Source organism: Photobacterium ganghwense (assembly GCF_017329545.1).
Classification (GTDB): domain Bacteria; phylum Pseudomonadota; class Gammaproteobacteria; order Enterobacterales; family Vibrionaceae; genus Photobacterium; species Photobacterium ganghwense.
Genome location: NZ_CP071326.1, coordinates 1,169,422 through 1,192,569, shown reverse-complemented (window position 1 = coordinate 1,192,569; position 23,148 = coordinate 1,169,422). Strand labels below are relative to the sequence as shown.

27 protein-coding genes are annotated in these 23,148 nt (G+C 51.6%); 24 read left to right on the top strand and 3 right to left on the bottom strand.

Annotated features, from left to right (window positions below):
* Nucleotides 1-53: 53 nt before the first annotated feature.
* Nucleotides 54-677 carry a hypothetical protein gene (locus FH974_RS21565; RefSeq protein ID WP_047885875.1) on the top strand — a complete coding sequence of 208 codons (624 nt, stop codon included), beginning with the start codon at nucleotides 54-56 and terminating at the stop codon, nucleotides 675-677.
* Nucleotides 678-823: 146 nt separating this feature from the next.
* On the opposite strand, the gene FH974_RS21560 is transcribed toward FH974_RS21565, so the two are convergent.
* Nucleotides 824-1,846 (bottom strand): phage portal protein, encoded by a 1,023-nt coding sequence (locus tag FH974_RS21560; protein ID WP_047886332.1) that lies wholly within the window; start codon nucleotides 1,844-1,846, stop codon nucleotides 824-826.
* Entirely contained in the window at nucleotides 1,843-3,627 is a 1,785-nt protein-coding gene (locus tag FH974_RS21555) for a terminase large subunit domain-containing protein (RefSeq protein WP_047885874.1), read from the bottom strand. The genes FH974_RS21560 and FH974_RS21555 overlap by 4 nt, the downstream gene beginning before the upstream one ends.
* A gap of 175 nt (nucleotides 3,628-3,802) precedes the next feature.
* Between FH974_RS21555 and FH974_RS21550 the strand changes: the two genes are divergently transcribed.
* The 23 genes from FH974_RS21550 (at nucleotide 3,803) to FH974_RS21440 (ending at nucleotide 21,204) form a co-directional block, all read left to right on the top strand.
* Complete coding sequence (locus tag FH974_RS21550; protein WP_047885873.1) at nucleotides 3,803-4,735, top strand: GPO family capsid scaffolding protein; 933 nt, start codon at nucleotides 3,803-3,805, stop codon at nucleotides 4,733-4,735.
* The gene (locus FH974_RS21545) at nucleotides 4,735-5,745 is read left to right on the top strand and encodes a phage major capsid protein, P2 family (protein ID WP_207103751.1); all 1,011 of its coding nucleotides are present in this window, start codon (nucleotides 4,735-4,737) and stop codon (nucleotides 5,743-5,745) included. Before FH974_RS21550 ends, FH974_RS21545 begins: the two co-directional genes overlap by 1 nt.
* Nucleotides 5,746-5,755: 10 nt before the next feature.
* Nucleotides 5,756-6,472, top strand: coding sequence for a phage terminase small subunit (gene gpM / locus FH974_RS21540; RefSeq protein WP_047885871.1), 717 nt, complete (start codon nucleotides 5,756-5,758; stop codon nucleotides 6,470-6,472).
* Nucleotides 6,473-6,575: 103 nt separating this feature from the next.
* Nucleotides 6,576-6,995 carry a head completion/stabilization protein gene (locus FH974_RS21535; RefSeq protein ID WP_047885870.1) on the top strand — a complete coding sequence of 140 codons (420 nt, stop codon included), beginning with the start codon at nucleotides 6,576-6,578 and terminating at the stop codon, nucleotides 6,993-6,995.
* On the top strand, nucleotides 6,995-7,477 hold the full coding sequence (locus FH974_RS21530; protein ID WP_047885869.1) for a phage tail protein: 483 nt from the start codon (nucleotides 6,995-6,997) through the stop codon (nucleotides 7,475-7,477). The genes FH974_RS21535 and FH974_RS21530 overlap by 1 nt, the downstream gene beginning before the upstream one ends.
* Complete coding sequence (locus tag FH974_RS21525) at nucleotides 7,455-8,123, top strand: hypothetical protein (RefSeq protein WP_047885868.1); 669 nt, start codon at nucleotides 7,455-7,457, stop codon at nucleotides 8,121-8,123. Before FH974_RS21530 ends, FH974_RS21525 begins: the two co-directional genes overlap by 23 nt.
* Nucleotides 8,124-8,143: 20 nt before the next feature.
* Nucleotides 8,144-9,259 (top strand): DUF2586 domain-containing protein, encoded by a 1,116-nt coding sequence (locus tag FH974_RS21520; protein ID WP_047885867.1) that lies wholly within the window; start codon nucleotides 8,144-8,146, stop codon nucleotides 9,257-9,259.
* A gap of 2 nt (nucleotides 9,260-9,261) precedes the next feature.
* Nucleotides 9,262-9,714, top strand: coding sequence for a phage protein (locus FH974_RS21515; protein ID WP_207103750.1), 453 nt, complete (start codon nucleotides 9,262-9,264; stop codon nucleotides 9,712-9,714).
* An 8-nt stretch (nucleotides 9,715-9,722) separates the two neighbouring features.
* Nucleotides 9,723-9,947, top strand: coding sequence for a TraR/DksA C4-type zinc finger protein (locus FH974_RS21510; protein ID WP_047885866.1), 225 nt, complete (start codon nucleotides 9,723-9,725; stop codon nucleotides 9,945-9,947).
* The gene (locus FH974_RS21505) at nucleotides 9,944-10,366 is read left to right on the top strand and encodes a DUF5675 family protein (protein WP_047885865.1); all 423 of its coding nucleotides are present in this window, start codon (nucleotides 9,944-9,946) and stop codon (nucleotides 10,364-10,366) included. Before FH974_RS21510 ends, FH974_RS21505 begins: the two co-directional genes overlap by 4 nt.
* 19 nt (nucleotides 10,367-10,385) lie before the next feature.
* Nucleotides 10,386-10,970, top strand: coding sequence for a 3TM-type holin (locus FH974_RS21500; protein WP_047885864.1), 585 nt, complete (start codon nucleotides 10,386-10,388; stop codon nucleotides 10,968-10,970).
* Nucleotides 10,971-11,255 carry a hypothetical protein gene (locus tag FH974_RS21495; RefSeq protein WP_047885863.1) on the top strand — a complete coding sequence of 95 codons (285 nt, stop codon included), beginning with the start codon at nucleotides 10,971-10,973 and terminating at the stop codon, nucleotides 11,253-11,255.
* Nucleotides 11,252-11,518 (top strand): putative phage tail assembly chaperone, encoded by a 267-nt coding sequence (locus FH974_RS21490; protein ID WP_207103749.1) that lies wholly within the window; start codon nucleotides 11,252-11,254, stop codon nucleotides 11,516-11,518. The genes FH974_RS21495 and FH974_RS21490 overlap by 4 nt, the downstream gene beginning before the upstream one ends.
* 41 nt (nucleotides 11,519-11,559) lie before the next feature.
* Nucleotides 11,560-11,703 carry a DUF6890 family protein gene (locus FH974_RS21485; RefSeq protein WP_169776039.1) on the top strand — a complete coding sequence of 48 codons (144 nt, stop codon included), beginning with the start codon at nucleotides 11,560-11,562 and terminating at the stop codon, nucleotides 11,701-11,703.
* A gap of 14 nt (nucleotides 11,704-11,717) precedes the next feature.
* On the top strand, nucleotides 11,718-13,613 hold the full coding sequence (locus tag FH974_RS21480; RefSeq protein WP_047885861.1) for a phage tail tape measure protein: 1,896 nt from the start codon (nucleotides 11,718-11,720) through the stop codon (nucleotides 13,611-13,613).
* The gene (locus FH974_RS21475; RefSeq protein WP_207103748.1) at nucleotides 13,610-13,945 is read left to right on the top strand and encodes a DUF2590 family protein; all 336 of its coding nucleotides are present in this window, start codon (nucleotides 13,610-13,612) and stop codon (nucleotides 13,943-13,945) included. Before FH974_RS21480 ends, FH974_RS21475 begins: the two co-directional genes overlap by 4 nt.
* Nucleotides 13,938-15,125, top strand: a complete 1,188-nt coding sequence (locus FH974_RS21470; RefSeq protein ID WP_047886330.1) for a baseplate J/gp47 family protein — start codon at nucleotides 13,938-13,940, stop codon at nucleotides 15,123-15,125. Before FH974_RS21475 ends, FH974_RS21470 begins: the two co-directional genes overlap by 8 nt.
* A gap of 19 nt (nucleotides 15,126-15,144) precedes the next feature.
* On the top strand, nucleotides 15,145-15,732 hold the full coding sequence (locus FH974_RS21465; RefSeq protein ID WP_047885859.1) for a phage tail protein: 588 nt from the start codon (nucleotides 15,145-15,147) through the stop codon (nucleotides 15,730-15,732).
* On the top strand, nucleotides 15,729-18,767 hold the full coding sequence (locus FH974_RS21460) for a phage tail-collar fiber domain-containing protein (RefSeq protein ID WP_053061868.1): 3,039 nt from the start codon (nucleotides 15,729-15,731) through the stop codon (nucleotides 18,765-18,767). The genes FH974_RS21465 and FH974_RS21460 overlap by 4 nt, the downstream gene beginning before the upstream one ends.
* Before the next feature lie 26 nt (nucleotides 18,768-18,793).
* Nucleotides 18,794-19,333 (top strand): baseplate complex protein, encoded by a 540-nt coding sequence (locus tag FH974_RS21455; RefSeq protein ID WP_047886328.1) that lies wholly within the window; start codon nucleotides 18,794-18,796, stop codon nucleotides 19,331-19,333.
* Nucleotides 19,334-19,356: 23 nt separating this feature from the next.
* The gene (locus tag FH974_RS21450; RefSeq protein WP_422894369.1) at nucleotides 19,357-20,016 is read left to right on the top strand and encodes a hypothetical protein; all 660 of its coding nucleotides are present in this window, start codon (nucleotides 19,357-19,359) and stop codon (nucleotides 20,014-20,016) included.
* The gene (locus FH974_RS21445; protein ID WP_047885857.1) at nucleotides 20,007-20,741 is read left to right on the top strand and encodes a hypothetical protein; all 735 of its coding nucleotides are present in this window, start codon (nucleotides 20,007-20,009) and stop codon (nucleotides 20,739-20,741) included. The genes FH974_RS21450 and FH974_RS21445 overlap by 10 nt, the downstream gene beginning before the upstream one ends.
* 130 nt (nucleotides 20,742-20,871) lie before the next feature.
* Nucleotides 20,872-21,204 carry a hypothetical protein gene (locus FH974_RS21440; RefSeq protein WP_047885856.1) on the top strand — a complete coding sequence of 111 codons (333 nt, stop codon included), beginning with the start codon at nucleotides 20,872-20,874 and terminating at the stop codon, nucleotides 21,202-21,204.
* A gap of 665 nt (nucleotides 21,205-21,869) precedes the next feature.
* Here FH974_RS21440 and FH974_RS21435 read toward each other — a convergent pair.
* Nucleotides 21,870-22,913 (bottom strand): GMP reductase, encoded by a 1,044-nt coding sequence (locus tag FH974_RS21435; protein ID WP_047885855.1) that lies wholly within the window; start codon nucleotides 22,911-22,913, stop codon nucleotides 21,870-21,872.
* Nucleotides 22,914-23,148 lie beyond the last annotated feature (235 nt).

The following is a 23,148-nucleotide window of genomic DNA, read 5'->3' as shown; positions in this document are numbered from 1 at the left end:
CCCCTAAAAACTTCGAATAATCATAATTTAACTCATATTGTACGGACTGATTTATGAAACAGTTATTAGGTTTATACATTTTTGTATCATTTGTTGTTACGGGGTACTCCATTTTTACGACAAGCGAGCGAGACAGCTTCGGGAAAGATCACTTCACGGAAGGGTTGATGTGGCCTGTGGGGTTGTTTAATTATGTTTTTGAACCTGAAATAGATGGTGGCTCGTATGATTCATTGGTCGAATCTTTGAGCGAACTTCTTGAATCAAGGGATACAGACCATGATCGTTATTTAGGAGCTATCGCTGCTAACCAAGTTCTCCTTCATGCCTATGTTGAATCCGACCCTAACCTTACGAAACCTGAAGTGAAAAAGTTGGTAGATTTATCTCGTATGGATAAGTTTGCATCGTTGATCACTGTGAAAGAGCAAGTAAAGCAAAGTGTTGCTGAACGGCTTGATGGATTGGATTTTGATGGCTTGATACTAGCTGGTCAAAACGCCTTCAGCAAAACCATGAAAATCAGCGAATCACGACCTCTATATGCAACAGCGGAAGACTGTGTTGACGGACTTATTCGTGCATATAGAGAAGAGCTAGGCCCTGATAGTTTAATTCGATATGACCAGTTGCAGGAGTTTAATGAGAAATGTGGACTTCCTAGGGAGGAATGGTAATGGATGCGATTAAACTCATATTTGTCTTATTGTTTTTACTCTTTTGTATCAGCTTTCCTATGGTCGCGATGGTTATCGGTGTCGTTCTACTTCTAATAGGCGCTCTTTCCCGCAGGAAATAAACAATAAAGGCCGCATTTGCGGCCTTATTCTAAATCCAAGTTGAATTCCAAATGCAGCGATTTGGGAATTTCCCGGTCGTTGTTCACTTCATCCATAATCAGTTCGCAAACCGGAATAATTTCGTCCCTCGCGTATTCACGACCTACCTTCTCAGCGTCGCCAAAACTGGCCATGCCTTGTGGAATCATTCCGCTTTTACCGGGTGGGTAACGGTGGCCCACCAGAATGTCCTGCGCGGTAATATTTTTGATGCGCTCGAACTCGTCTTTGGTGGCAATGTCGCCAACGGGGATCAGCTGAATGCCTTTCTCTTTGCCGTTGGGCACATTCACAAACATGCTGCGGAAGTTGCCCACGCCCTTACTGCTGGCGATGGTTCGCTTCATCATTTCTTCATCTTCCGGGCTAAGGTTCGGGTCTGTCGCATAGAAGATAAAGCCCATGTGGGCACCGTTTTTGTAGTACCGGCGGCGGAACAGGGTGGCATCTTCATTGAGCAGGCTGCTTTGAATGCTGCCAAGGTAGTCCGGCATGCCATAGATTTGCTGCTGCGGGTCATACTGGCCTAGCCAGATAATGTCGTTCTCGTTGTAGTCTTTGAATTGGTTATCGCGTAGAAGGAATCGCCAGCTGCCGTTCTTACGGCGCCGTAAGTACATTGACGAAATGTGCTCTAACCGCACAACGCGGCGGAAGTGATCGCGAATTTTCAGCAGCGCACCGTGGCCGAAGGTGAAGTAATCACGGCTGAACCCCTGAAACTGGCGCTTACGCATCTCGCCGCCATTAATGAATCGTCCTGTAACATGGTTAGCGCGGGCAATCAGAGCGCTGCCGTGGTAAGCGTTGGCTCGGGCAATTTGCGCCAGACCACTGGGGGAAATGGGCGGTTCCCAGTAGTCGTCCATGTCGTTGTAAAACAGTTCGCTGTATTCGGTTAGCCAGCGTCCGGCGTCTACCGGTTCGGCGTAGCTGTCAACGCTGTAGCAGGATGCTGCCGGCAGTTCGGTTTCTGTCTGCTGCTCTGGGTGTTGTGCTTCTGTCATGCTGCTGTGGCCCATGTCGATTTTCGTTGTTTGGTATGGTTAAGCGGTTCATTGATCAGGGCGTGAGCCAGTGCCCAGAAGGCATCGGCATGGCCGGTCATTTCACTGCGTTCTGCTTTATAGGTAATGCCATTGCCACTGTTGGTGGTTACCCGCTTAATGGCCATGAAGGCCATGGAAATGTCTTTGTGCTCGGCGTCGTACTGCAGGCGGTTGGCTTCTATCACATCTGCCATTTTCAGCACCATCCGGGTTTTGCTTTCGGGGTTATAGTGAATGGCCACCGCTTCCCGTGGGTGGGTCGCGCTAATCAAATCCCATACGCCGCTACCAATGCCCGTGGTATCAATGCCGATGTAGGTGACGTTGTATCGCTCGAAGACTTTGTCAATTTGCTCGGCCTGGTATTGGAAGTTAAGCCCGCGCCAGTAGTGCTTTTCTAGTACCCGGAATTTCTCGGGTGCCACAATGGGCGGGGCGACCACAACCAGGCAGGCGTTATCCCGTGTTCGTGACGGGTCATACCCCAGCCAGACCTCACGGTTTTCAAAGGGGCGAGGCGTGCCGGGTTTGAAGTCCTGCCAATGGGAGGTATCGACCATGCAGCGTTCCATGTGGCTGAACTTGAAGACGGACATTGAGCCATCCACAAACACACACATGAACAGGTTATTGAAGTCGTCTTCGCTGTATTCGTCGCGCAGTTCATCAATATCGAACAGGCCACAACCACCGTTAGCGGCATCTTCAATCGTGACCACGTAACGCCATTGCCTGTCGGGGCACAGGCGGCCGCCGTCCCGGTATTCATCAAAGGTTGGGAAATCCAGTCTTTCCCGTGCTTCCTTGCCTTTCTTCCAGCTGTCCCCGGTCCAGAACGGATACGCCTGATGGGTTTTGGCTGATGGGGTACTGAAATAGGTTTTCCGCCACTTTTTATGGGTAGCCATGGCGGAGGCCAGTTTGTTCAGTTCATCAAACTTTGGGATCCAGAAATATTCGTCAACATAAACGTGGCCATGGTAACTCTGGGCGGTTTTGCTGTTGGTCGACAGAAAACGCAGCTCGGCCCCGTTTGAGAGAATGATCGGGTTGCCAGTCAGCTCAACGCCCAGGAACTCTTTGGCGATTGACACAATGTAGCTGCGGAATACTTCAGCCTGAGCGCGGGAGGCGGACAGGAATATCTGGTTGTCGCCGGTCAGAATGGCATCTTCCAGTGCTTCACCACTGAAATAGTAGGTCGCCCCAATTTGGCGAGACTTCAGGATATTCCTGATCCGCTGTTTGAGGTTTTCACGCATAACCAGCTGGTACTTGAACAGCGAGGCATGCCAGTCTTTAAAGTGATCAGCGGTTATTTCGCTGATGTCGTTTTTCTTTCCTTTCCCTTTGCGTTTTTTCAGGTTGTCGCGGCTGCCGGAAGTGCTTTCTTTGCTGGCTGAATTCGAACGGTTATTGCTGTTGTTCGATCCGGGTTCCTGTCTGTTTTTCTCCTGTGTCCGAAGCTTTTTCAGGTTGGTGTGGTGCTTTATCAGCCGGTCGAGCATGTCCAGCTGGCGCGTCGTTGGGTCCGGGGTATCCAGCAGGGTTTGAATACGGGTTGCGATTGCTTCATCAACAGTGAATTCACGCAACATATCCCGCCAGCCGAATTTGTCAGCCCAGTAATAAACAATGCGTTCATTAGTGAGGCCAAGTTCGGCAGCGATCTCTTGTGGCGTCCACGCCTTTAAATAAAGCGCTTTCGCGGCTTGTCTAACTTCAGGTGAATATGCCATGCCGCAATCATACGCTTCTGAATAAGGCGTATGACTCACTGAAATTCCACTAATTTCGGATGAGGCTTATATCCGAATTTCAAGGAATTCAATTGAATGAATGCTTGCTCTCAAAGGCGTAACCTTCGTCGTGACTGATAGGAAAATGACTGACTAACGACGGAATTGGGATTCGATGAGTAAGCAAACGGGCTGGGTAATCGTAGCAACGGAAGGGGCAACCGTAGACGGTCGCACGATTACGGCTAATTGGATTAATGACATGGCCGCATTGTATTCGACAGATGAATACACCGCATTGATATGGCCTGAGCATTTCCGCTCGTCATGGGCACCGTTTGAAGGGAAAAACTGGGGAACAGTTGACGAAGTAAAGGCAGCAAAATTTAAAGGAAAACTGCGCTTGTTCGCCAAACTGACCGCCAACGACTACCTGCTGGAAGCCAACAAAGACGGGCAGAAGCTATTCACTTCCATTGAACCTAACCCTGATTACAAAGGCGAAGGCCGTTGTTACCTGATGGGGCTGGCAGTGACTGACTCCCCGGCCAGCACCGGAACGGCTCGTCTTAAGTTCTCTATTGGCGAACAAACACATGAACGTGAATACAGCCAACTTGAGGAACTGAACCCTTCCGATTTTTTCGCGGTTGAAAGTGATGACCGCAGCGCACTGGCGAAAGCCTTCAGCACCATTGCTGAGTGGTTTTCCAAGGGCGGGCAACCGCCATTTCCACATTCAACCGCAACACCGCACGACGAGGACACAGACGTGACCGAAGAACAACTCAAAGCCGCGCTGGCTGAGCATTTTAAGCCGTTCAGCGATCAGCTGGACTCGCTGCAAGAGAAGTTTAATACCTTCTCTGCGGGCAATCCGGAAACGCCACCGGAAGATGGCCAGAGCGGAAAGCCAAAGGATGACGAGGGCGATGACGCCTCTAAAAAATTCAGCCAGCAATTAGCCGCTGAACTGGCCAAGCAGCTTAACCCGCTGGCAGAAAAACTGACTGGCCTTGAAGCCCAGTTCGCCGAACTGAAGCAGGAAGTGCCGGGGCAAACGCCGGGTAACTCAGGCACCAGCAATGACACAATGGAGGTGTATTAATGCTTAACGCTATTTCAACGAAATACCTCCTGGAGTTCACTGCCGCGACGGTAACCGCTGCCGGAGCGACATCTGGTGCAACGCTGTTTAACATCTCGGCGCCAATGGAAACCAAGTTGCGCCAGGCAATTATGCAGTCTCATGCCTTCCTAGGAATGATTGCGCTGTTGCCTGTTCAGCAAATCAAAGGCCAGGTGGTTGATGTCGGTAACGATGGCCTTTCAACAGGTCGTTCATCGGATGGCCGTTTCAGCGTGGAAACCGGCCAGAGTGGCAATACCTACGAGCTGACGAAAACAGACTCCGGGGCCCATATTAATTGGGAAACCATGACGCAGTGGGCTAACTCTGGCCAGAAAGGTGAATGGCTGAAGTTGATGCAAAACTCGATTGCCCGCCGCTTCGCGCTGGACATGTTGCGCGTTGGCTTCAACGGTACTTCCATTGCCGCTGCGACAGACCCCGTTGCTAACCCGTTGGGTCAGGATGTGAACAAGGGCTGGCTGACTATCGTGAAAGAAAAGCAAGCCGCGCAGGTACTGCCTGCCGCCACACTTGACCCGACAGGAGCCACTGCAGGTTCATATAAAAACCTCGATTCACTGGTGCAAGACCTGATCAACACCACCATTGCGCCAGAGCACCAGGAAGACCCTGATCTGGTTGTTCTGGTGGGCTCTGACCTGGTGGCTGCTGAGCAGCACCGTTTGCTGGAAGCCGCGGCAACGCCGACTGAGCACAAAGCGGCGCAGTCTCTGGCGAAAACCATTGCGGGTAAGCAAGCCTACAAACCGCCGTTCTTCCCGAAAAAGGGTGTCTGGGTAACGAACCTGAAGAACCTGCAAGTGCTGACACAGGAAGGCACCCAGTGGCGTAGCCAGAAAAACAACGAAGACAAGTTGCGTTTCGAGAGTAGCCACATCCGCATGGAAGGCTACGCGGTGGGTAACCTGAATAAGTTTGCCGCTATCGAAGACGTCACGGTGGCTGACCCAGCCCCGGCGGCGTAGGGGATAGCACATGGTGAGTCCATTAAAACGACAACGTGATGCGATTCTTGCCAATCAGCTTGCGGCGGCAATGCCGCAAGCTGGCACCGTTAACACCGACAGTCTGCACATTAAGCTGATTGAGTTAGAAGAAGACCGCAAACGCATGCGTGCTCAGTTCAACGCCCGTGCTGATCGCACCGACCATAAACGCAATGTGCTGATCCCGAAATACAAGCCACTGGCTGAAACCTATCTGGCCGCCGGTGAAAAGTACGAAAACCCGATATTCAGCACCTTGATTGTCTGGCTGTTCGATATCGGTGATCTGAGTACCGCGATTGACTGGTGTTTGAAAGCCATTGAGTTGGAATTACCCACACCGGAATTTATTCGCCGCGACTGGCCGACCTTCTGTGCTGATTCGGTACTGAAATGGGCCGAAACACAGGCTGAGCATGGCCACAGCATCGAACCGTATTTCAGCCAGGTATTCGCGAAAATTCGTGATGACTGGCGTCTGCACGAAGAAGTGAACGCCAAGTGGTACAAATTCGCCGGTTATTTCCTGCTGCGTGATGACGAAGGCAAGCCGCGTCCATCGGCGATTGCTGATAAAGCGACGTTGGAGCAAGCCAAAGCTTTTCTGCAACAGGCGAATGAATACCACAGCAAAATCGGTGTGGGCACGATGATCAGCAAAATCGACATGCGCCTGAGCGCGCTGGAAACCGGGAAGAATTTGTAAGTCTCCCTACCCCTCGCGCCTCGGCTGGCGAGGTAAGGATAGCCACGGCTAATCCGATACCGTCGACCCAGTGGGCAGAGGCGCAACTATTGAGAGAGTAACCATGAGCTTTGGCGGACGAATTGATACAGACACTGACACGCAGTTACCGGGTGATGGTTGGCCAGATTTGAGCACAGCAGAGTTTCGGAAAATGCGCCGCGTGCCCTCAGTGTTTGATGAGAGTTCGATTGTGGTTGCGATTGAGGCGGCATCGTTATTGGTGCAAGGGCAGTTAGATGCCTTGTTTATTAACAGCCAGCCACCGGAATTACCAAGGCAAAAAGCCGCTGTGTATCGGCGGGCTGTATATGGAATGGCTCACGCTGATCTGCTGCCTGAGTTTGCAACACAAGACCGCAGGGAAGTCGCAGAAAACGCAGCAGAGGATACGCCAGAGCAGGCAGACCGTTTCCGTGCACAGGCAACAAGGGATATTTGCCTGCTTCTTGGTCGTAGCGTGAACAGGGCGGAGATCATTTGATGGAAACCAAGCTGCAGCACCTGCACGGATTTCTGGTCGATAGCCTGAAAGGGTTGGTCCACCCAGGGAAAATTCATGCTTCGCAGGCCGGTGGCAAAGTCATTGTGGATGGCGAAGACAGAGGGAACGAAGGATACCGAATAGCTTACTGGCAATACGATGCCGGAGTGCTGATTGAAAGTTTTCCTCACCTGAAAATGGACCCTAAAACTCTGTTTGCCATGCTGGCGTGCTGGATCAGTCAATTCGATGGTGATCGTGATGTTCTGGATGATTTGAGTGATCCGGAAATTGAAGTGGATGAAAACAACGAGGCCACTGCTGATGTGCTCATTCGAATTACCTTCGCAGAGCAGATTGAAATCGTACCTGATGAAAATGGCCCAATTGTTTGGAATGACATTCGGTACAAGCTGAATCCAGTTGATATCTGGGTTGCAGAAGAGGCAGAGATTACCAATGACGCCGGTAATTACGCTTAACGCCAGTGATGCGGTATCGGCCAGAAAAGCCTTAGAGGCACTGACGTTATCACCAAAACAGCGGTTTTGGTTGCTTAAAGACTTAGGCCGCTGGGAAATACGTCAGACAAAAAGCCGCCTGAGGCGACAAAAGGACACTGAAGGCAGGCCGTTTGAAAAGCGAAAACGTGGTGAAGACCCTGTGCTCAGCAGCTTTGCTGATGGCATGGAGCCTTATGTTGAGGACAGGCTGCGGCTCAACCTTACCTGGAAGAGCAAAGGGAAAGCGAGGAAGGCGGCGGCAAACCAGCTTGGAAATGTCGAGCAGCATACCGCAGCAAGCCACGTGAAAAAGATGAATAAAAGGTTCGGTGAACCTGACTACCAGGCACCGGCGACAGACAATCAGGCCGTTGCGTTGCGGCGGCTCGGTTACAAGATGCGCCGTAAAGGTGGGGGATATAACCGCCTGAGCAAGCGAAATATCGCAAAGCGAATGACGCTTGGCCAGGCAGGCTTAATTATCAGGATGATGCGTACCGGTTCACGCAAAGGTAAGCAGAATTGGACCATTGAGAACCCGCAGCGCCAGTTTTTGGGAACGGACAAAGAGAGAGTTCGTAACCGGCTGCTTCAAAACATTGAAAAGGCCAGACAGCGCCGATAAAGACAGGATAAGGAATAGCAATGGCAATCGGTAAGGTTGAAGTCAACAACTTGAATTTAGGGCAGGGCGGAATTCCTGAAATTGAACGCCACCTGCTCTTTATCGGTACCACGGAAAAAGCCGAGCTGCAGGGTAAGGTGACCCGTGTTTCGTCCATGACCAACTTGGATGAAGTGGTGGGTGATGATGCGCTGGGGATTAACCTGAAAGCGGCGCAGCTCAACGGTAAACAAAACTGGACGGCAGCGATTTACGGCCTGACAGGCGAAGAAACCTGGGCGCAGGCGGTTGATACCGCCAACAAAACCGACTCGTTCGAAGGCATTGTGATTATCGATGAAACCATCAGTGCGAATGGGTTCAACGACATGCAGGCCAAGCACTCTGAACTGGTCAGCAAGCTGGGGCGCTGGGTGTTTTTCCTTGCCGCCGTGCCGGGCATCGACGTGCAGGCACAAACCTGGTCAGCCTATGAAACGGCCATGCTGGCACTGGTGAAAGATGTGGCTGCCAACATGGTGGTGCCGGTACCGCAGTTGCACGGAAATAACGTCGGGGTACTGGCTGGCCGCCTGTGTGACCGCAGTGTCACAGTGGCAGATACGCCAATGCGGGTGGCGACGGGTGCCGTGCTGGGGTTGGGCGAGCCGCCAGTTGATAGCGCCGGGAAAGAGCTGGAAATGTCGACCCTTGGCACGCTGGCCAATGCGCGATATTCGGTACCGCAATGGTATGCCGATTATGAAGGCGTGTACTGGGCTGATGCCATGACACTGGAAGCCAAAGGGGGCGATTACCAGTTCATTGAGTATGTTCGCCCGGTTCACAAGCTGAACCGCCGGGTTCGGGTAAAAGCGATTCGCCGTATTGGTGACAAGATTCTGAACTCCACCCCGGCATCAATTGAAATGAACCGCCAGTACTTCAGCGGTGACATGCGCCTGATGTCGAAGACCACCGAAATTGGCGGTATTACGTTCCCTGGTGAAATCATGCCGCCGCGTGAGCAGGATGTGACCATTCAGTGGATGACCAAAACAAAGGTCATTATCGGCCTGATGGTACGCCCGCACAACTGCCCCAAACACATTGTGGTCAATATTGCGCTTGACCTTTCTAACCCTGCGGAGGCGTAACCATGAGTCGTATTTCTGGCAAGAATATGCGCTTTAACCTGGGTGACCTGAAAATCAGTGCTCAGAAATTCACCCTGTCGATTACCGATAACAGCGCCGTCAGTAAAACCAACGGCGTGCCGGATGGCTGGGTGGATGGTGATGTGGAAGCCTCCGGTGAAATGGAACTGACGACCTCCCAGTTCAACCTGCTGTCGAAAGCGGCCAAAAACGCAGGCGCATGGCGCAACCTGCCAGCCTTTGATGCCATGGGCTACGGCAAGACGGACAAAGATGAACTCAAGGTTGAGATGTTCGGCGTCAAAATCAAAATTTCTGATCTGCTGGATGTGGACGCGAACGGTGGTAGCGCACTGGTGCATAAAATCCCGTTCGATATCACCAGCCCGGACTTTATTCGCATCAACGGGACACCTTACCTGCGTGATGATGAAACTGAAGACCTGGTGCAGTAGGGGGCGGAATGACCGATGTTATCGACGAGGGCAGCCGTGTCGAAGCCCAATTCACGGAAATGGCGGTGGCCAGACAACTGGCAGCCGCAGCTAAAACGAAAAGTGGTCACCCGCTCAGCGCAGAGAACTGCACAGAATGCGGTGATGAAATCCCGCAAAAACGCCGCGAGCACGTACCGGGATGCCAGTACTGCACCGGCTGTCAGGCACTCAACGAAAAGGGACGACTGTGAAGCGATTTGAATTGAAACGCCGTTATTTCCCGCATGGGACGTACAGCACGCTGCACCGCGAAGACGGCAGCCAGGTGTGTGTGATGGTCGAGCGGGCATGGAAAAACAACGCTCAGGGGGAATCGTGTATTACGGAAGGGACATACACGATGTACCCGCACAAATCGCCCAAATTTGGTGAGTGCTATGCGCTGGAAGCCAAGGCGTTGGGGGTTACCCGGTACGGCCCGAGCCTGCGCAGCCACATTCTGATCCATAAAGCGAATTACCCGAGCCAACTGCAGGGGTGTCTAGCGCCAGGTGTGGATTTCGGATTCGTCGGCGATGAGTGGGCGGTGGTGAATTCCACGGCTGCATTTAACGCCCTGATGCGTGAGCTTGGCGGTGAACCGGCTTCGCTCACCATTGTAAAAGACTGACGGTAAAGGACAGATAACGATGTGGGACAACGTAAAGCAACTGATTGGAAATACCGCCCCGTTGATTGGCTCTTTGATTGGCGGTCCGGCAGGGGGCGCGATCGGCAGTTTGGTGGCCTCTGCGTTAGGCGTGGAAAACTCACCGGGTGCCATTGAAGCGGAGCTGCGCACTAATCCGGATGCCTTGCTGAAACTGAAGCAGCTGGAAATGGCACATGAGGTGCAGTTGCGTGAACTGGCATTTCGACATGCGGAGCTGGAAAGCGAAGAACGAAGACTGCAGGTGACACAGCAAACGGCCACCGTTCAGGCTGAAATGGCCAGTGCAGACCCCTTTGTGCGCCGCTGGCGGCCGACGTGGGGTTACACCTTATGTCTGAGCTGGGCGCTCATGTTCTTTGGACTGTTTTTTGTGATGATTTTTCACCCCGCAGAGGCGGCGAATGTTGTGAACGCCATCGTGGCGTTGTCACCGCTGGTTACTGTCGCTCTTGGCGTGTTGGGCGTGAATATTCACAAACGTTCGCTAGACAAACAAATTGCCGCCGGACAAATGCCGTTGGGCCTGTTTGCTGGGATGAGACAAGCCGTTAAAGGGGGCTAGATGAGTGCAACGTGGGTCTCAGTCATTATCGCGGCCATTGCTGTAGTGATCAGCCTGTTGGCGCTCATCTTTGGTCGTTCCGATAAAGGGCAGGCGACCTCCAATGAACACGCCAAACGGATTCACCAAAACGAATTGGCTACTGAGCGACTTCGTGGGGATGTGGCGGAAAAATACGCAACCAAACACGAACTGCGTGAAGCAGTAGACGATTTAAAAACCTCAATTAATGGGCGATTCGATCGCCTGGAAGACAAGCTGGATAAAGAGAGAGACGCAGCATGAGCAAGAAAACCATCATTCTGACCATTGCAGGAACGGATATCAGCTTTGACCCGACCCCGGAACTGTACGGCGAATACATGGGGCAGATGGCCCAAGGAGATCTGGTCGATGCCGCGCATAACTTTGTGATGCAGTCAGCCTCTGAAGACTGCAAGCCAGCACTGCGTGAGCTGTTTGACGATAACCCCGGCGCACCGATGCAGGTTGCAGGTGCGTTGATTAAGGAATACTCGCCGAAGGTGGCGATTAGCGTAAAAAAATAGATGACCTTGTCACGGCCATAGAACTAAGTGACCTGAGCAAAATGCTCGCCTGGCGCAGAAAGTGGTTGCCGGGTGAGCAAGATACCGAAGCCAACCTGGCAAGGGCTGTCTGGTTAGAGAAGAACTACTGGGAAAACATGCGAATGGAGACAGCCAATGGTGTCGCCAAAGCATTCAGCCCATAAAGGATGTATGACCCATGAGCCTACCTGAACCGCTGCGATTTACCGTTGGTCTGATTGACCAAATCAGCAAACCGCTTGGCGATATCCAGCGGCAGTTCGGTGATATGACCCGAACCTATCGCGACGGTACCCACACCATGGTGGCAGGGGCTGCAGGCGTGGCTGGTGCAGGGTTCGCCCTGCAGGCTGCGCTGATGCCAGCCATTGAAATGGACCGGGTGCTGGGTGAGGTGAAGTCGTTAGGCGTGGCGGATGCACAGTTGCAGCAACTGAGCGACACGGCCCTGCGGTTCTCTGTCGAGTACGGCAAGTCGGCCACCGAGTTTGTGGCAGCCTCTTACGATATCCAATCCGCGATTGCCGGTTTGGCGGGTAACGAGCTGGCCGAGTTTACCAAGGCGTCGGGGGTACTGGCGGCGGCAACAAAAGCTGATACCGGCACAATTACCAACTATGTCGGCACCATGTATGGGATTTTTCAGAATGCCGCCCACGGCATGGGGAAGGCGAACTGGGTCAACATGCTGGGTGGGCAAACCGCTAAAGCCGTGCAGATGTTCAAAACCACCGGTGATCAGATGTCGGCGGCCTTCACCTCTGTGGGGGCTTCTGCCACTTCCGTTGGGGTGGGCATGACAGAGCAGATGGCGATTCTCGGTACCTTGCAGGCAACCATGTCAGGCAGTGAAGCCGGGACCAAATACCGGGCATTTCTGGCCGGTGCGGCTAAGGCACAGGACGCTCTGAATATGCGGTTCACCGATGCGCAAGGGCAAATGCTGCCGATTGTCGACATCCTGCGCAACATCAAGGGTCGGTACGGTGAAACCATTTCCGTTGCGGAGGCGGCGGAGCTGTCAAAAGCCTTTGGTACGCAGGAAGCCGTCGCCATGGTGCAGTTGCTGATGCAAAACACCGAAGGGCTGGCTGACTCGATTGAAACCCTGGGCCAAGTCAAAGGACTGGACGTGGCCGAGCAAATGGCCGGAACCATGACTGACCAGTGGGAGCGGTTAGAGCAAGGGGTGTTTGCGGTTAAAGCCGCCTTTGGTCAGGCTCTGCTGCCAGTTGTGCTGCCAGTCGTTCAGATGTTTGCCGATGGTGCCAAAGAAATCCTGCTCTGGACGAAGTTGTTCCCCAATATCACCCGTTATATCGGCTACGCGACAATCGGGTTCTTTGGCCTGGTTGCTGCCGGCGGCGTGATCACCATGCTGTCCGGCGCCATGCAAATGGCGTGGACCACGCTGTCACTGGGTGTCGGGCTCATCAAAGGTGCCAGCGGAGCGGTCTGGATGCTCACGAAGGGATTCACGACGGCCGCGTTTGCCGTGGTGAAGTTCAGTATGGCGCTGTTGGCTAACCCGGTATTTCTCATGGTGGCGGCTATCACTGCCGCAGTGGTATCGGTCGGTGCGCTGATTTACTACTGGGACGATCTCAAAGCCAGCTTTGGCGACACCACCTGGTTCCAGATTTTGGCAGGCGCAGTAACCTTGTTTTCCGCGCCTTTCGTGGCGGCGTTCAATATCGTGAAAGGGGGCTGGCAGTGGGTGATGAGTGGTTTCACTGACACCTCTGGATTTGATGGCCTGTTTGCAGTAGCTGACAGCCTGCGCAATGTGTTTGGTTCAGTGTTTGGCTGGATTACCGAACAGCTGTCTGGCCTGTGGGACATGGCCAAAGGCGTGATGGAATGGTTGCCGGGATTCGGTGGTGATGAGACGGAAGTCAAGTCGGCCGCTGTGCAGCAGGCACTGCCGAGATCAACAATCCCCCCAGGTGGGGCGGCGCGCAGTATAGCCAGCTACCAGACCAGCTCAACGAACTACGGCGGCGTGAGTATCTACGCCCAACAGATGAACAGCCCGCAGGACTTTGCCAACGAAATGGAGATGTTCGCCGGATGAAGTATCAAGACATCCTGATTGAAAACGGTGATGTGGTGCTGGATGCCGGGCGTAACCCTGTGCTGATTCAGGACCGGGCGGTGATCGCCCAGGACATTAAGCACGCCATTATTGAAAGCGGGCTGGCCGTGGAGATGGTGGCCGAGCGCAGCCGGAGTAAACGGGCTGACCTGCGCATGAAGCTGGAGCTGCTGGTTGAGGAAGATGTCCGGCTGGTGCCAGGTACGGTGCGACTGGAAGAGCAGACCGAAGGGGTGATTTATGTGTTCGCCGCCACCCTGGATTTTGGCGAACTGTCGTTGTTTGTCGATGTGGAGCAAAGCCGTGGCTGATATCCCCCAACCTGATTACGAGCAGATTGTTAAAGACGCTGGCATTCCAACGGACAAAGAGAGCTGGAAAGCCGTGCTCAAAGCCGAAATGGAGAAAGCAGGCTCTGTTATCAACAACGACAGCCGATTCTCCCCGTTCTGGCGAATGATTGAAGCGGCCGTGATCAACTGCACCACCTGGCTCATCAACATCCTGCTGGTCAAGCATATCTTGCCGAACATGTTTCTTGCGACCGCCCAAGACCATTATTTGGACTTGCTGGCGTGGGCCTGTCGGGTCGACCGGAAGCCGCACAGCAAGGCGAAAGGTCAGGTGGCCTTTCAACGCTCGGCAGTGAAGGGCCCAGCACTGATTATCCCTAAAGATACCTGGGTGCAAACCGAGGCTATCAATGGCCATATCTACCGGGTGCGGGTAACGGAAGACACCACGTTGCCCGAAGACGAAACCAGCGTGGTGGCCACCGTGGAAGCGGAAGAAGCCGGAGCGGCCTATAACCTTGGCGGCGGCTATTACCATATTTTGCCACAGGCGATCCCCGGTATTGCTGCTGCGACCAATACGGACGACTGGCTGACGGAAGCCGGGGCAGATAAGGAAAGTGACGATGACCTGCGACTGCGGGTGCGAAATCAGTGGTCAGCCGTGGCCAAGTGGCACATTGATGCGGCGTACCGTTCGCTGTTGATGGAAAAGGCTGGCATCCAGAATGACAACATCCATTTCGAGCATAACGCTCCGCGAGGGCCGGGTACGGCGAATGCGTTGATTTTGCTGGATACCGGTGAGCCAGCCGCTGAAATGATAGAGATGCTCAACAACCATATTCGTGACAACGGCCAGCATGGCCATGGCGATGACCTGAAGGTGATGGCGATGCCGGGGGTTGAGCAGGATGTCTCGGTACAAGTGTGGCCAGCGCTGACACTGACACTGGAAGAGCGTGACACGCTGGTGAGTCAGGTCGAGCACTTTATCCGGGCGGCCTTTCGCGAGAACACCGATTACAGCCCGACCCGGACAAACCCGATTGCACGGTTCAGTTTCTCCCGGCTGGGGCAGGAGCTGCATGACCAGTTTCCGGGGGTTGCGTCACTGGAGTTTGGTCAGCCGGATATCGTGAACAACCTGACCATCCCGCGCCTGCGAAATCTGGAGGTCGCCCTTGCAGCTTCCTGAGATTAGGTTCAAGTGGTGGATGGGACGGGGCGAGCTGACCAAGTTCGCCCGAGCCCTGCAGCACTACTGGGGTCATGTTGAAGCCGCACTCAAGATGCCGCTGCAGCAGCATGACCCGCTGACGGCCCCCATAGGCCTGGTTGAACTGATGGCGTGGCAGCGTGATGTCAGCCGGTTGGGGCAGGAGCCGGAAGCGCTGTTTCGTATCCGGGTGGCCCATGCCTACAGCTTTGCCCGCGATGGCGGCAGTATCGCGGGCTGGGAAGACATGTTTTCCAAGCTGGGCTATCCGCATATTACCCAGGACGAACGGCTTAGCCACGTCGACTGGGATGTGATTAGCCTGAAAATTCAGGACGGCGACCTGACCGAAGTACCCCAATTGCTCGATACCGTGATTCAGCAGTATGGCCGTACCTGTCGGCGCTATCAGTACACCACTTATATCGACCTGCCATTGCAGGCCAGACCGCAGACCTTTGAAGCTGAATATGACATGGCCACAGTGACCCAGCCAATGGAAGTGGCACTGCTGCCCAGTCTGCAGAACATTGACATGGAATTAGAGTGTGTGGTGATCACACACCCGATGAAGGAAACCGCATGACCAATACAACCTCTGTCCAGATCCTGACCAAAGCGGGTGAAGAGCTGCTGGCGCGCCTGGCTGCTGAAGAAAAAGAGCTGGTGATTGATAAGTATGTTTTCGCAGATGTGCCGGAGCGCCCTGATTTCCCGCAGCGCGAAGACGGAGTGCCGACCGACTATGTGGTGCATGAGTCAATCATCCATGAGAAAGGCCGCCTGAATCCCAACTCGGTGATCTACTCGTCCACGCTGGCCAGCGATGTTGGCCCGTTTCACTTCAACTGGTCAGGGTTGTACTGCAGCGAACATGATGTGCTGGTCACCATCCATTATCCACAGCGTACTCCGAAGACTGCCGATCAGCCGGGGGTTGCCGGAAACACACTGGTTCGTTCGCAGGTGCTGCAGTACACCGGTGTGGCTGACATCACCAATATCACGGTGGATGCATCCAGCTGGCAGTACAACGCCGACCCACGAATGAAGAAGATGGACAGTGATTCGGCGCAGGCCATTGTCGACCAGAACGGCAAGGACTGGTTTATTGAGGACGGTTTCCTGGTAACTCCACAGTCGACGGCTTTTAAGGTAGCGCCGGGCGCAGGCTATGTATCCGGTCACCGTGTCACGCTTGAGTTTGAGCGCTTCCTGCAGGTGCCGGTCAAGCCGTCATTCATTTATATCGATGCGTATCGCGAAGGCACCCCAACCGGTGAGTGGGTAACAACATTCAATTTTGTTGTATCTGCCGATGAGAAAGACGACTACCTGGACGCTCAGGGGCTGCCTCACTACGTGGTGAAAATCGCGCAGGTGATGGCGGATGGAACGGTGGCGGATTTGCGGCCTGAGGGTGGGCAAGAAGCAACAACGAAAGTTACATCTAGTTTTGTTAGTATCTCTAAACAGCCAATGAACTGCGGTCATATCGTAACACGTGGTTTTTATATGCCAGGTGATAAGGGCAATGCAGAATTTGCCTTTACTGGTAACGAGATAGTGAATGAGGCAGGTAAGAGCTACCTAAATATTGGGTTGGTTTATGATGCTAACGGGCGTGAATTTGAGATAATTAGCAGCCCATTAAACTATCGGCAATTTGGAGCTGTTCTAGATGGTCAATCGACCGTTATGCGTCAAATTAAAGATTGTCATGATTGTGCGAACTTAAAGAAACTTCCAGTTGTCAATGAAGATGGGATCGCGTTAATTGATGATAGTTATTTGGCAGTCATCAATACCAATGTTGATTGGGGAATGACAGAGTTTGTCATACATGAAGATGTTGGCCGTCCTGCGACATGGGATTTTCCGGTTTTGTTCCGTGCTGAAGGTAATCCTCTCTCTGATTTTCAGGGCGTGCTCAATCATGCTGATTTTTATGAAACATCTAGTCATGTTGCTAGCCTCTCATCGTTACACAATGCTTATGTGTTCATTGAGTCCGATCTTGAGCATATAAAAAGAAAACCTGAAAGCACGACGTTTATTTACAAGAAAGAACCTAATCGTGTTGTTAAGAACGGAGAGTTGAATAAGCCGCTTAGATTTGATTATTCCGGAGCAACAAGCCTGTCAGTAAAATATAGAAACTTAGAGGAAAGCTATATCACAATCAAGGGTGGGTTTATTGACTTAAACAGAAGCCCGAGCCATGTGTTTCTTGATATAGCAAGAAATAACACGATTTGGGAATTGATTGGTTTTAAAGATAAAACTCAGTCAGATGAGCTAAATATTCGAGCTACGATGAAAATTACTCATGCAGCGGATATTCGTCTGATTAATGTTAATGGAGAAGCACCAACAAGATTGGAAGGTACGGAAGGGACGTATGGTTTAAGTGGCAACGGTATTGTTGACCTTCAAATGGAAAACATTAATGGTTATTGTGGCTGGGGTTTTTCTGGGTTTAATAATATTAATGGGCTGTCATTAAAATCATCAAAAATAAACCGTATCGACTGTCATTTTGGCCTGTGGGACTTTTATGCAGAGGATACTCACTTCAAGGAATGGGGAGTAATGGTCGGTAGTGGTGGTGGTTATTTAAAATTAAAGAACTGTTCTAGATTTTTTGGTAAGTCAACCAAGCTTAATGCTTCTCAGTATGGGTATAAATCTGTAGTTCAGTTCCGTCCAGATTATGGCGCTGAATGGCGTGGTAATATTGACATTGATGGGTTGACACTGGTTATAGATTCTAAAATGCCAGTCACGGACAAAATCAAAATTGTTGATTTTGTTTCCAGTGGTGATTATGGCGCTCAACAAATAACTGAATGGGGGAGAAACATTAACATTCATAATGTTGTCATCAATGCACCAGACAGCCATTTAAATCGCCATGAGTTCGGTGTGGTCTGTGTCGATTACAATAAATACGCTATTACTACTGGCGTTAGACTACCAGCACGAATTGTTGTCGATAACGTTAATTATTCAAAGGAAAATGCAAATGCATATATATCAGCGGTCAATGGACCTAATGATAAGCATGTAAAAATGCCGGTTGAATCTGCATCGGTTCTATCCGGTGCTCATAATTCAGTTTGGTGTATATCGAGAATTTTTAATGCTAATCGAAATCCGTTTCATGATGATGGTATACCAGGGGCAGAAACGTTAATTCAGTATGATCCGATACCCGATGATAGAAACATTAATTCAGACAAAATCAAATTAAGGGTAATTATTACAGATTGCACAATGTTTGACGTGGAAGTTACTGTTGACCATCTTATAGAAGTTCACGGCGGGTCATGCATATCATATGACGCCAATTCTGGAGGTTTAGTTTCAGAAGGCGAGGCATGGTTTTATGGGTCACAGATCATACCATTACCAAGCCGAACGTCTGGTAATGCAGACTTTTCTCACCATCATCTACGTGATTGTACAATAGTAAAAACAGCTACCCAATATATTCCGACAAAATGTTTAAGCTCAAAAGGAACATTGGTGGAAAAAGGCGCCACGTATGATTTTGTAAGTCCCATCGATTTATTTCATGGATATGTTCAAGTGAATGAACGATTTGAAGATGTTTCTTGAAGATGTTTCTTGAAGATGAGAAAACAATGCTCACTCTCGACGGCACTCAACTCCTACTCAAAAACCTGCGCATCAGCGTGCGTCAGCAACTGGCCGGAAAAGATATGTCCGGCCAGACCTCGGCGACAGACCAGGCGGAAACTGGCAGCAAAGGGAAAACCCTGGCTGTCTCCGGTGTGGTGCCGTTCAGCAGCGCGGGCTTGCTGAGCCGGATTTTCACTTTGGCTGAGCAGCAGGACAACGGTGCCCGCCATGTTTACCGCATCAGCAACCGGACAGCGGAAACCCTCAAAATCAGACAGGTCAAGTTTCAGGGGGCGATACGAGCCGATGAGCAGGATTCCCTGCGCCAGTGGTCTGTGTCCTTTGAGTTGGTCGAGCACTTGTCGGTGCCAGAGCGGGTTGAACAGCGCCAGCCGGATAAACCTGCCGCCCAGCAACAAGCGCAGGGTATTACCACACCGGTGACGGCATCGGCTGAGCAGCCGAATGTCCCACCGGGGACGGAAGTTGAGCTGACCGGCTGGCAAAAGACACTGAAGGATTTTGATAATTGGCTGGCATGAACAATTCCCGCTTCACAATCCAAATGTATATCGGGGCGCAGAAAGTGCCCGTCAGCGACCATCGCCTGGTCTTTGATATCAACACGCCGGGCAGGGCGCAGCTGACGGTTAAAACTACCCCAGACAAAAACAGCGTAGTGGCCGTCGACCTCGGTTGGGGGGATAGAGTAAGCCGGGTGTTCACCGGTTTTATTGAACGGGTGCTGCCGGCTGAAAAGGGATATTCCAAACTGTTCTGCCGTGAGCTGGCCGCCGTACTATACCACCCGCTGCCTGTTGTGATCCGCCACCCGACCCTGATGCAGCTGCTGAGCTATGTGACCGCCAAGACTGGCCTGCAGTTTGTGGTACCAGAGCGGGCCTACAGCAAAACCGCAATTCCTTGTTTCTACAGTGACGGTAATGGTTACCGGGTGATGGATGAGCTGGCACAAGCCTTCAACATACCAGACTTGTTTTGGCAGCAGCAGGGCAATGGCCAGGTGTATGTAGGCAGTTGGAAGGATTCCTACTGGGGCGATAAGCCAACCACGCTGCCTAATGAATTCATGACCGGACACACCGCCAATAAAACAGTGACCGTTCCTTGTATCCCGAAACTTAAACCGGGCGCGCTAGTGAACGGTATCCGACTTAAAGCCGTTGAGTTTTCCGGCACGGAGAGCAAACTGACATGGATGTAGATTCCCTCAAGCGTATCATTTTACGCCTGTTCCCCGAGCTGACGGCCAAGGCCCATCTGCCAAAATGGGGCAAGGTGGTTGATCTGCCAGAGCTGCCGGAAGAAGGCGATAAATCAGACCGCTTCTATCCCCATTATGCGGCCGATATCCAGTTGCTTGATGAACAGGGCAATACCCTGAAAGATACTCCGCCGCTACAGGCCGTGTCGCTTCCGGTGAGTGGAATCGGAGAGTTTGCCGGAATGCTGGCACCGCCTGCGATTGGCAGTATTGTGGAGATTGGGTGGATGTTTGGCCAGGCGGATAAACCATTCATCCGCACTGTGTTACCGCTGGGCTGGAGACTGCCGGCCATCAAAGCAGGGGAGTATCGCTACCAGCAACGCAAAGGCGTGTATAAGCACGTCGACCAGAGCGGTAACTTCTACGATGTCACCGACAAGCTGGCCAAACTGCAATGTGAATTGCGTGAAGTGAAGGCTAAAGCATCGCAGGATTACCGCAGCCCTAAGAGTTGGTTTGGCTCAGATAGCGAGAACCTGTTGAAGTTGGTCAGCGATCTGATGCAAGTGGTTAGTGACCTATCCAGTGCTTGTTCCAGCCACACACACAAGAGCCCAGAGACGGGAGCACCAACCTCACCGCCAGAGCAATCAGCAGATATCAAAGGCCCGGGAACTCAAGCATCCAAACTTAAAGCCAGGTTAGACCCCATCACCAAGTAATCAGCCTTCCACATTAACAGCGCCCAATAGGGCGCTTTCTTGTTTATGCGTAAGGGAGTTGAATCATATGCATGCAAGGACTTATTCTGTCTGTTGAATTGGCAATGGATGACAGAAAGAAGGAACCCAAATGTTGTTTACTTATAATGTTTGTATTAACACGAAGACTTGGTATGCGTATCCAACTGGGAACAGTAAATACGAAAGCAAGTTAGGAACGCCAACGCCTGAAAACATTCGGCAAGCACTTTATGAGGCTTGTTGTAGCCCAAACCCCAAGAATGAAAACTACAGTGCTTGGTCGGCGACGGTAGCGAGAGATGGCATTGAAAATTTCTTTGTGGTGTCGGTTAAGTCAGAGAGTCAAAGCGAAGCTAAGGTATTAGCTAAAAAGCTGATTGCAGATAATGGCTGGACTGACGTAAGCATTAGTACATATCCAACAGCGTCTCACACTGTTTGATACTCTAGCAACGACATCGATTGAGTAAGCGCCGTTAATGAATGGCGCTTTTTTTGTACCTATCGATTACGCCACGGAATCGCGCACTCACGTGACGGAATCCGCACTCCTCCTCCCCTCCCGCGCGCTTTGCCTTGTGCGGTTTTACGAAATTATTTTTTGCGAAAATAGCATGCCAGCCACATACAGGGTTCAACGCTCGAAGCCTTAGCTGGCGCGGGGTATTCAGAGATTCAAAGCCCCTAAGAATGGCTTACAGCGAGTTTTTAAAAATTTCAAAAAATGAAATTCTATCAGGTTTTCTGAAATTTTCCGACACGAAAACATGGATGCATGCATAGGTAAGCACTTGATATCACAGGGTAGGGAATAGATTTCGTCACGATCTCAATGATCCCGTGTTGATCTCATTGGGTTGAGTGGTGGCGTTTAAGTGATTCATATTTATTGGGTTGTGGTGATGTGATGTAAAGATCAGAATTTCAATTTTGATCACAGGGTTTGGTGGGGATTGGGCTGTGATATTGAAAAGTTTTCGAGTCACGAAATAGCTGTGCTTTTATTGGCGGCTTTTTATAGCTGTCGCCACTTTGTCGCCACTAGGCGTTTCTGGCAACGAACAAGGCCGCTTAAAAGCGGCCCTAAAAACTGCGGAAAAACCGAGTTTACTCTTTCCCGTAAACGTTGTTTTCCTGCTCGCGAACGCGGATGAACGTGGTGCGTTTGGTCAGCTCTTTCAGCTTCGCCGCGCCAACGTAGGTGCAGGTTGAGCGCACACCGCCCATGATGTCCTGAATGGTGTTTTCTACCGGGCCACGGAATGGCAATAGTACGGTTTTTCCTTCAGCAGCACGGTAGTTGGCTACGCCGCCGGAGTGCTTGTCCATCGCGCTCTGGGATGACATGCCATAGAACTTCATGAACATCTCGCCGTCTTGCTCGATCACTTCACCGTTGCTTTCCTCGTGACCGGCCAGCATGCCGCCCAGCATCACGAAGTCGGCACCGCCACCGAAGGCTTTAGAAACGTCACCGGCACAAGTACAGCCGCCGTCACCGATGATCTGGCCGCCAAGGCCATGTGCGGCATCACCACATTCGATGATTGCAGACAGCTGTGGGTATCCAACACCGGTTTTTACGCGGGTGGTACAGACCGAGCCTGGACCAATGCCCACTTTAACGATATCGGCACCGGCGAGAATCAGCTCTTCACACATATCACCGGTCACTACGTTTCCGGCACTGATCACTTTGTCAGGGAAGGCTGCGCGTACTCGCTCAACATACTCGACCAGGTGCTCTGAGTAACCGTTGGCAATATCGATGCAAATGAAGATAAGATCATCGCTCAAGGCCATGATGTCTTTGGTTTTCTGGAAGTCGGCATCAGACGTACCGGTCGACACCATGACATTGTTTAGCACGCTAGCATCGTTGTCGCGGATAAAGCCTGCCCAGTCTTCAACGGTGTAGTGCTTGTGGACTGCGGTCATGACTTTGTGTCGCGCCAGGGCTTTCGCCATGTCAAAGCTACCCACGGAATCCATATTAGCGGCAATAACAGGTACACCAGACCATTGACGGCCACTGTGCTTGAATGTAAAATTGCGGGTTAAATCAACTTGAGAGCGGCTTTTTAGAGTTGAACGTTTTGGACGAAACAGTACATCTTTGAAACCCAATTTCAAGTCTTGTTCGATACGCATTAGTTTTTCCTTAATCTATCGAATTTTGCTTCCTGGCTTTCAGCTATTGGCAGATAGCAGTTAGATCACCAGTTAGCAGGCACAAAAAAACCGGAGCGTTGGCAGACGCTCCGGTTTTCAGCATTATAGGCAGAGAAAGTTAATAAACAAGTCTGATAATGTAATTTTTTTTGTGTTATCCTTCCGAAGATAGTACGTCGAAAAACGTACAGTTATGTCAAAATTTACCGATTTC

Excerpts from the sequence above, each read along its gene's own strand:
- FH974_RS21565 (WP_047885875.1), top strand. The coding sequence starts at position 54 with ATGAAACAGTTATTAGGTTTATACATTTTTGTATCATTTGTTGTTACG.
- FH974_RS21560 (WP_047886332.1), bottom strand. The coding sequence starts at position 1,846 with ATGACAGAAGCACAACACCCAGAGCAGCAGACAGAAACCGAACTGCCG.
- FH974_RS21555 (WP_047885874.1), bottom strand. The coding sequence starts at position 3,627 with ATGGCATATTCACCTGAAGTTAGACAAGCCGCGAAAGCGCTTTATTTA.
- FH974_RS21550 (WP_047885873.1), top strand. The coding sequence starts at position 3,803 with ATGAGTAAGCAAACGGGCTGGGTAATCGTAGCAACGGAAGGGGCAACC.
- FH974_RS21545 (WP_207103751.1), top strand. The coding sequence starts at position 4,735 with ATGCTTAACGCTATTTCAACGAAATACCTCCTGGAGTTCACTGCCGCG.
- gpM (WP_047885871.1), top strand. The coding sequence starts at position 5,756 with ATGGTGAGTCCATTAAAACGACAACGTGATGCGATTCTTGCCAATCAG.
- FH974_RS21535 (WP_047885870.1), top strand. The coding sequence starts at position 6,576 with ATGAGCTTTGGCGGACGAATTGATACAGACACTGACACGCAGTTACCG.
- FH974_RS21530 (WP_047885869.1), top strand. The coding sequence starts at position 6,995 with ATGGAAACCAAGCTGCAGCACCTGCACGGATTTCTGGTCGATAGCCTG.
- FH974_RS21525 (WP_047885868.1), top strand. The coding sequence starts at position 7,455 with ATGACGCCGGTAATTACGCTTAACGCCAGTGATGCGGTATCGGCCAGA.
- FH974_RS21520 (WP_047885867.1), top strand. The coding sequence starts at position 8,144 with ATGGCAATCGGTAAGGTTGAAGTCAACAACTTGAATTTAGGGCAGGGC.
- FH974_RS21515 (WP_207103750.1), top strand. The coding sequence starts at position 9,262 with ATGAGTCGTATTTCTGGCAAGAATATGCGCTTTAACCTGGGTGACCTG.
- FH974_RS21510 (WP_047885866.1), top strand. The coding sequence starts at position 9,723 with ATGACCGATGTTATCGACGAGGGCAGCCGTGTCGAAGCCCAATTCACG.
- FH974_RS21500 (WP_047885864.1), top strand. The coding sequence starts at position 10,386 with ATGTGGGACAACGTAAAGCAACTGATTGGAAATACCGCCCCGTTGATT.
- FH974_RS21495 (WP_047885863.1), top strand. The coding sequence starts at position 10,971 with ATGAGTGCAACGTGGGTCTCAGTCATTATCGCGGCCATTGCTGTAGTG.
- FH974_RS21490 (WP_207103749.1), top strand. The coding sequence starts at position 11,252 with ATGAGCAAGAAAACCATCATTCTGACCATTGCAGGAACGGATATCAGC.
- FH974_RS21485 (WP_169776039.1), top strand. The coding sequence starts at position 11,560 with ATGCTCGCCTGGCGCAGAAAGTGGTTGCCGGGTGAGCAAGATACCGAA.
- FH974_RS21480 (WP_047885861.1), top strand. The coding sequence starts at position 11,718 with ATGAGCCTACCTGAACCGCTGCGATTTACCGTTGGTCTGATTGACCAA.
- FH974_RS21475 (WP_207103748.1), top strand. The coding sequence starts at position 13,610 with ATGAAGTATCAAGACATCCTGATTGAAAACGGTGATGTGGTGCTGGAT.
- FH974_RS21465 (WP_047885859.1), top strand. The coding sequence starts at position 15,145 with ATGGGACGGGGCGAGCTGACCAAGTTCGCCCGAGCCCTGCAGCACTAC.
- FH974_RS21460 (WP_053061868.1), top strand. The coding sequence starts at position 15,729 with ATGACCAATACAACCTCTGTCCAGATCCTGACCAAAGCGGGTGAAGAG.
- FH974_RS21455 (WP_047886328.1), top strand. The coding sequence starts at position 18,794 with ATGCTCACTCTCGACGGCACTCAACTCCTACTCAAAAACCTGCGCATC.
- FH974_RS21450 (WP_422894369.1), top strand. The coding sequence starts at position 19,357 with ATGTATATCGGGGCGCAGAAAGTGCCCGTCAGCGACCATCGCCTGGTC.
- FH974_RS21445 (WP_047885857.1), top strand. The coding sequence starts at position 20,007 with ATGGATGTAGATTCCCTCAAGCGTATCATTTTACGCCTGTTCCCCGAG.
- FH974_RS21440 (WP_047885856.1), top strand. The coding sequence starts at position 20,872 with ATGTTGTTTACTTATAATGTTTGTATTAACACGAAGACTTGGTATGCG.
- FH974_RS21435 (WP_047885855.1), bottom strand. The coding sequence starts at position 22,913 with ATGCGTATCGAACAAGACTTGAAATTGGGTTTCAAAGATGTACTGTTT.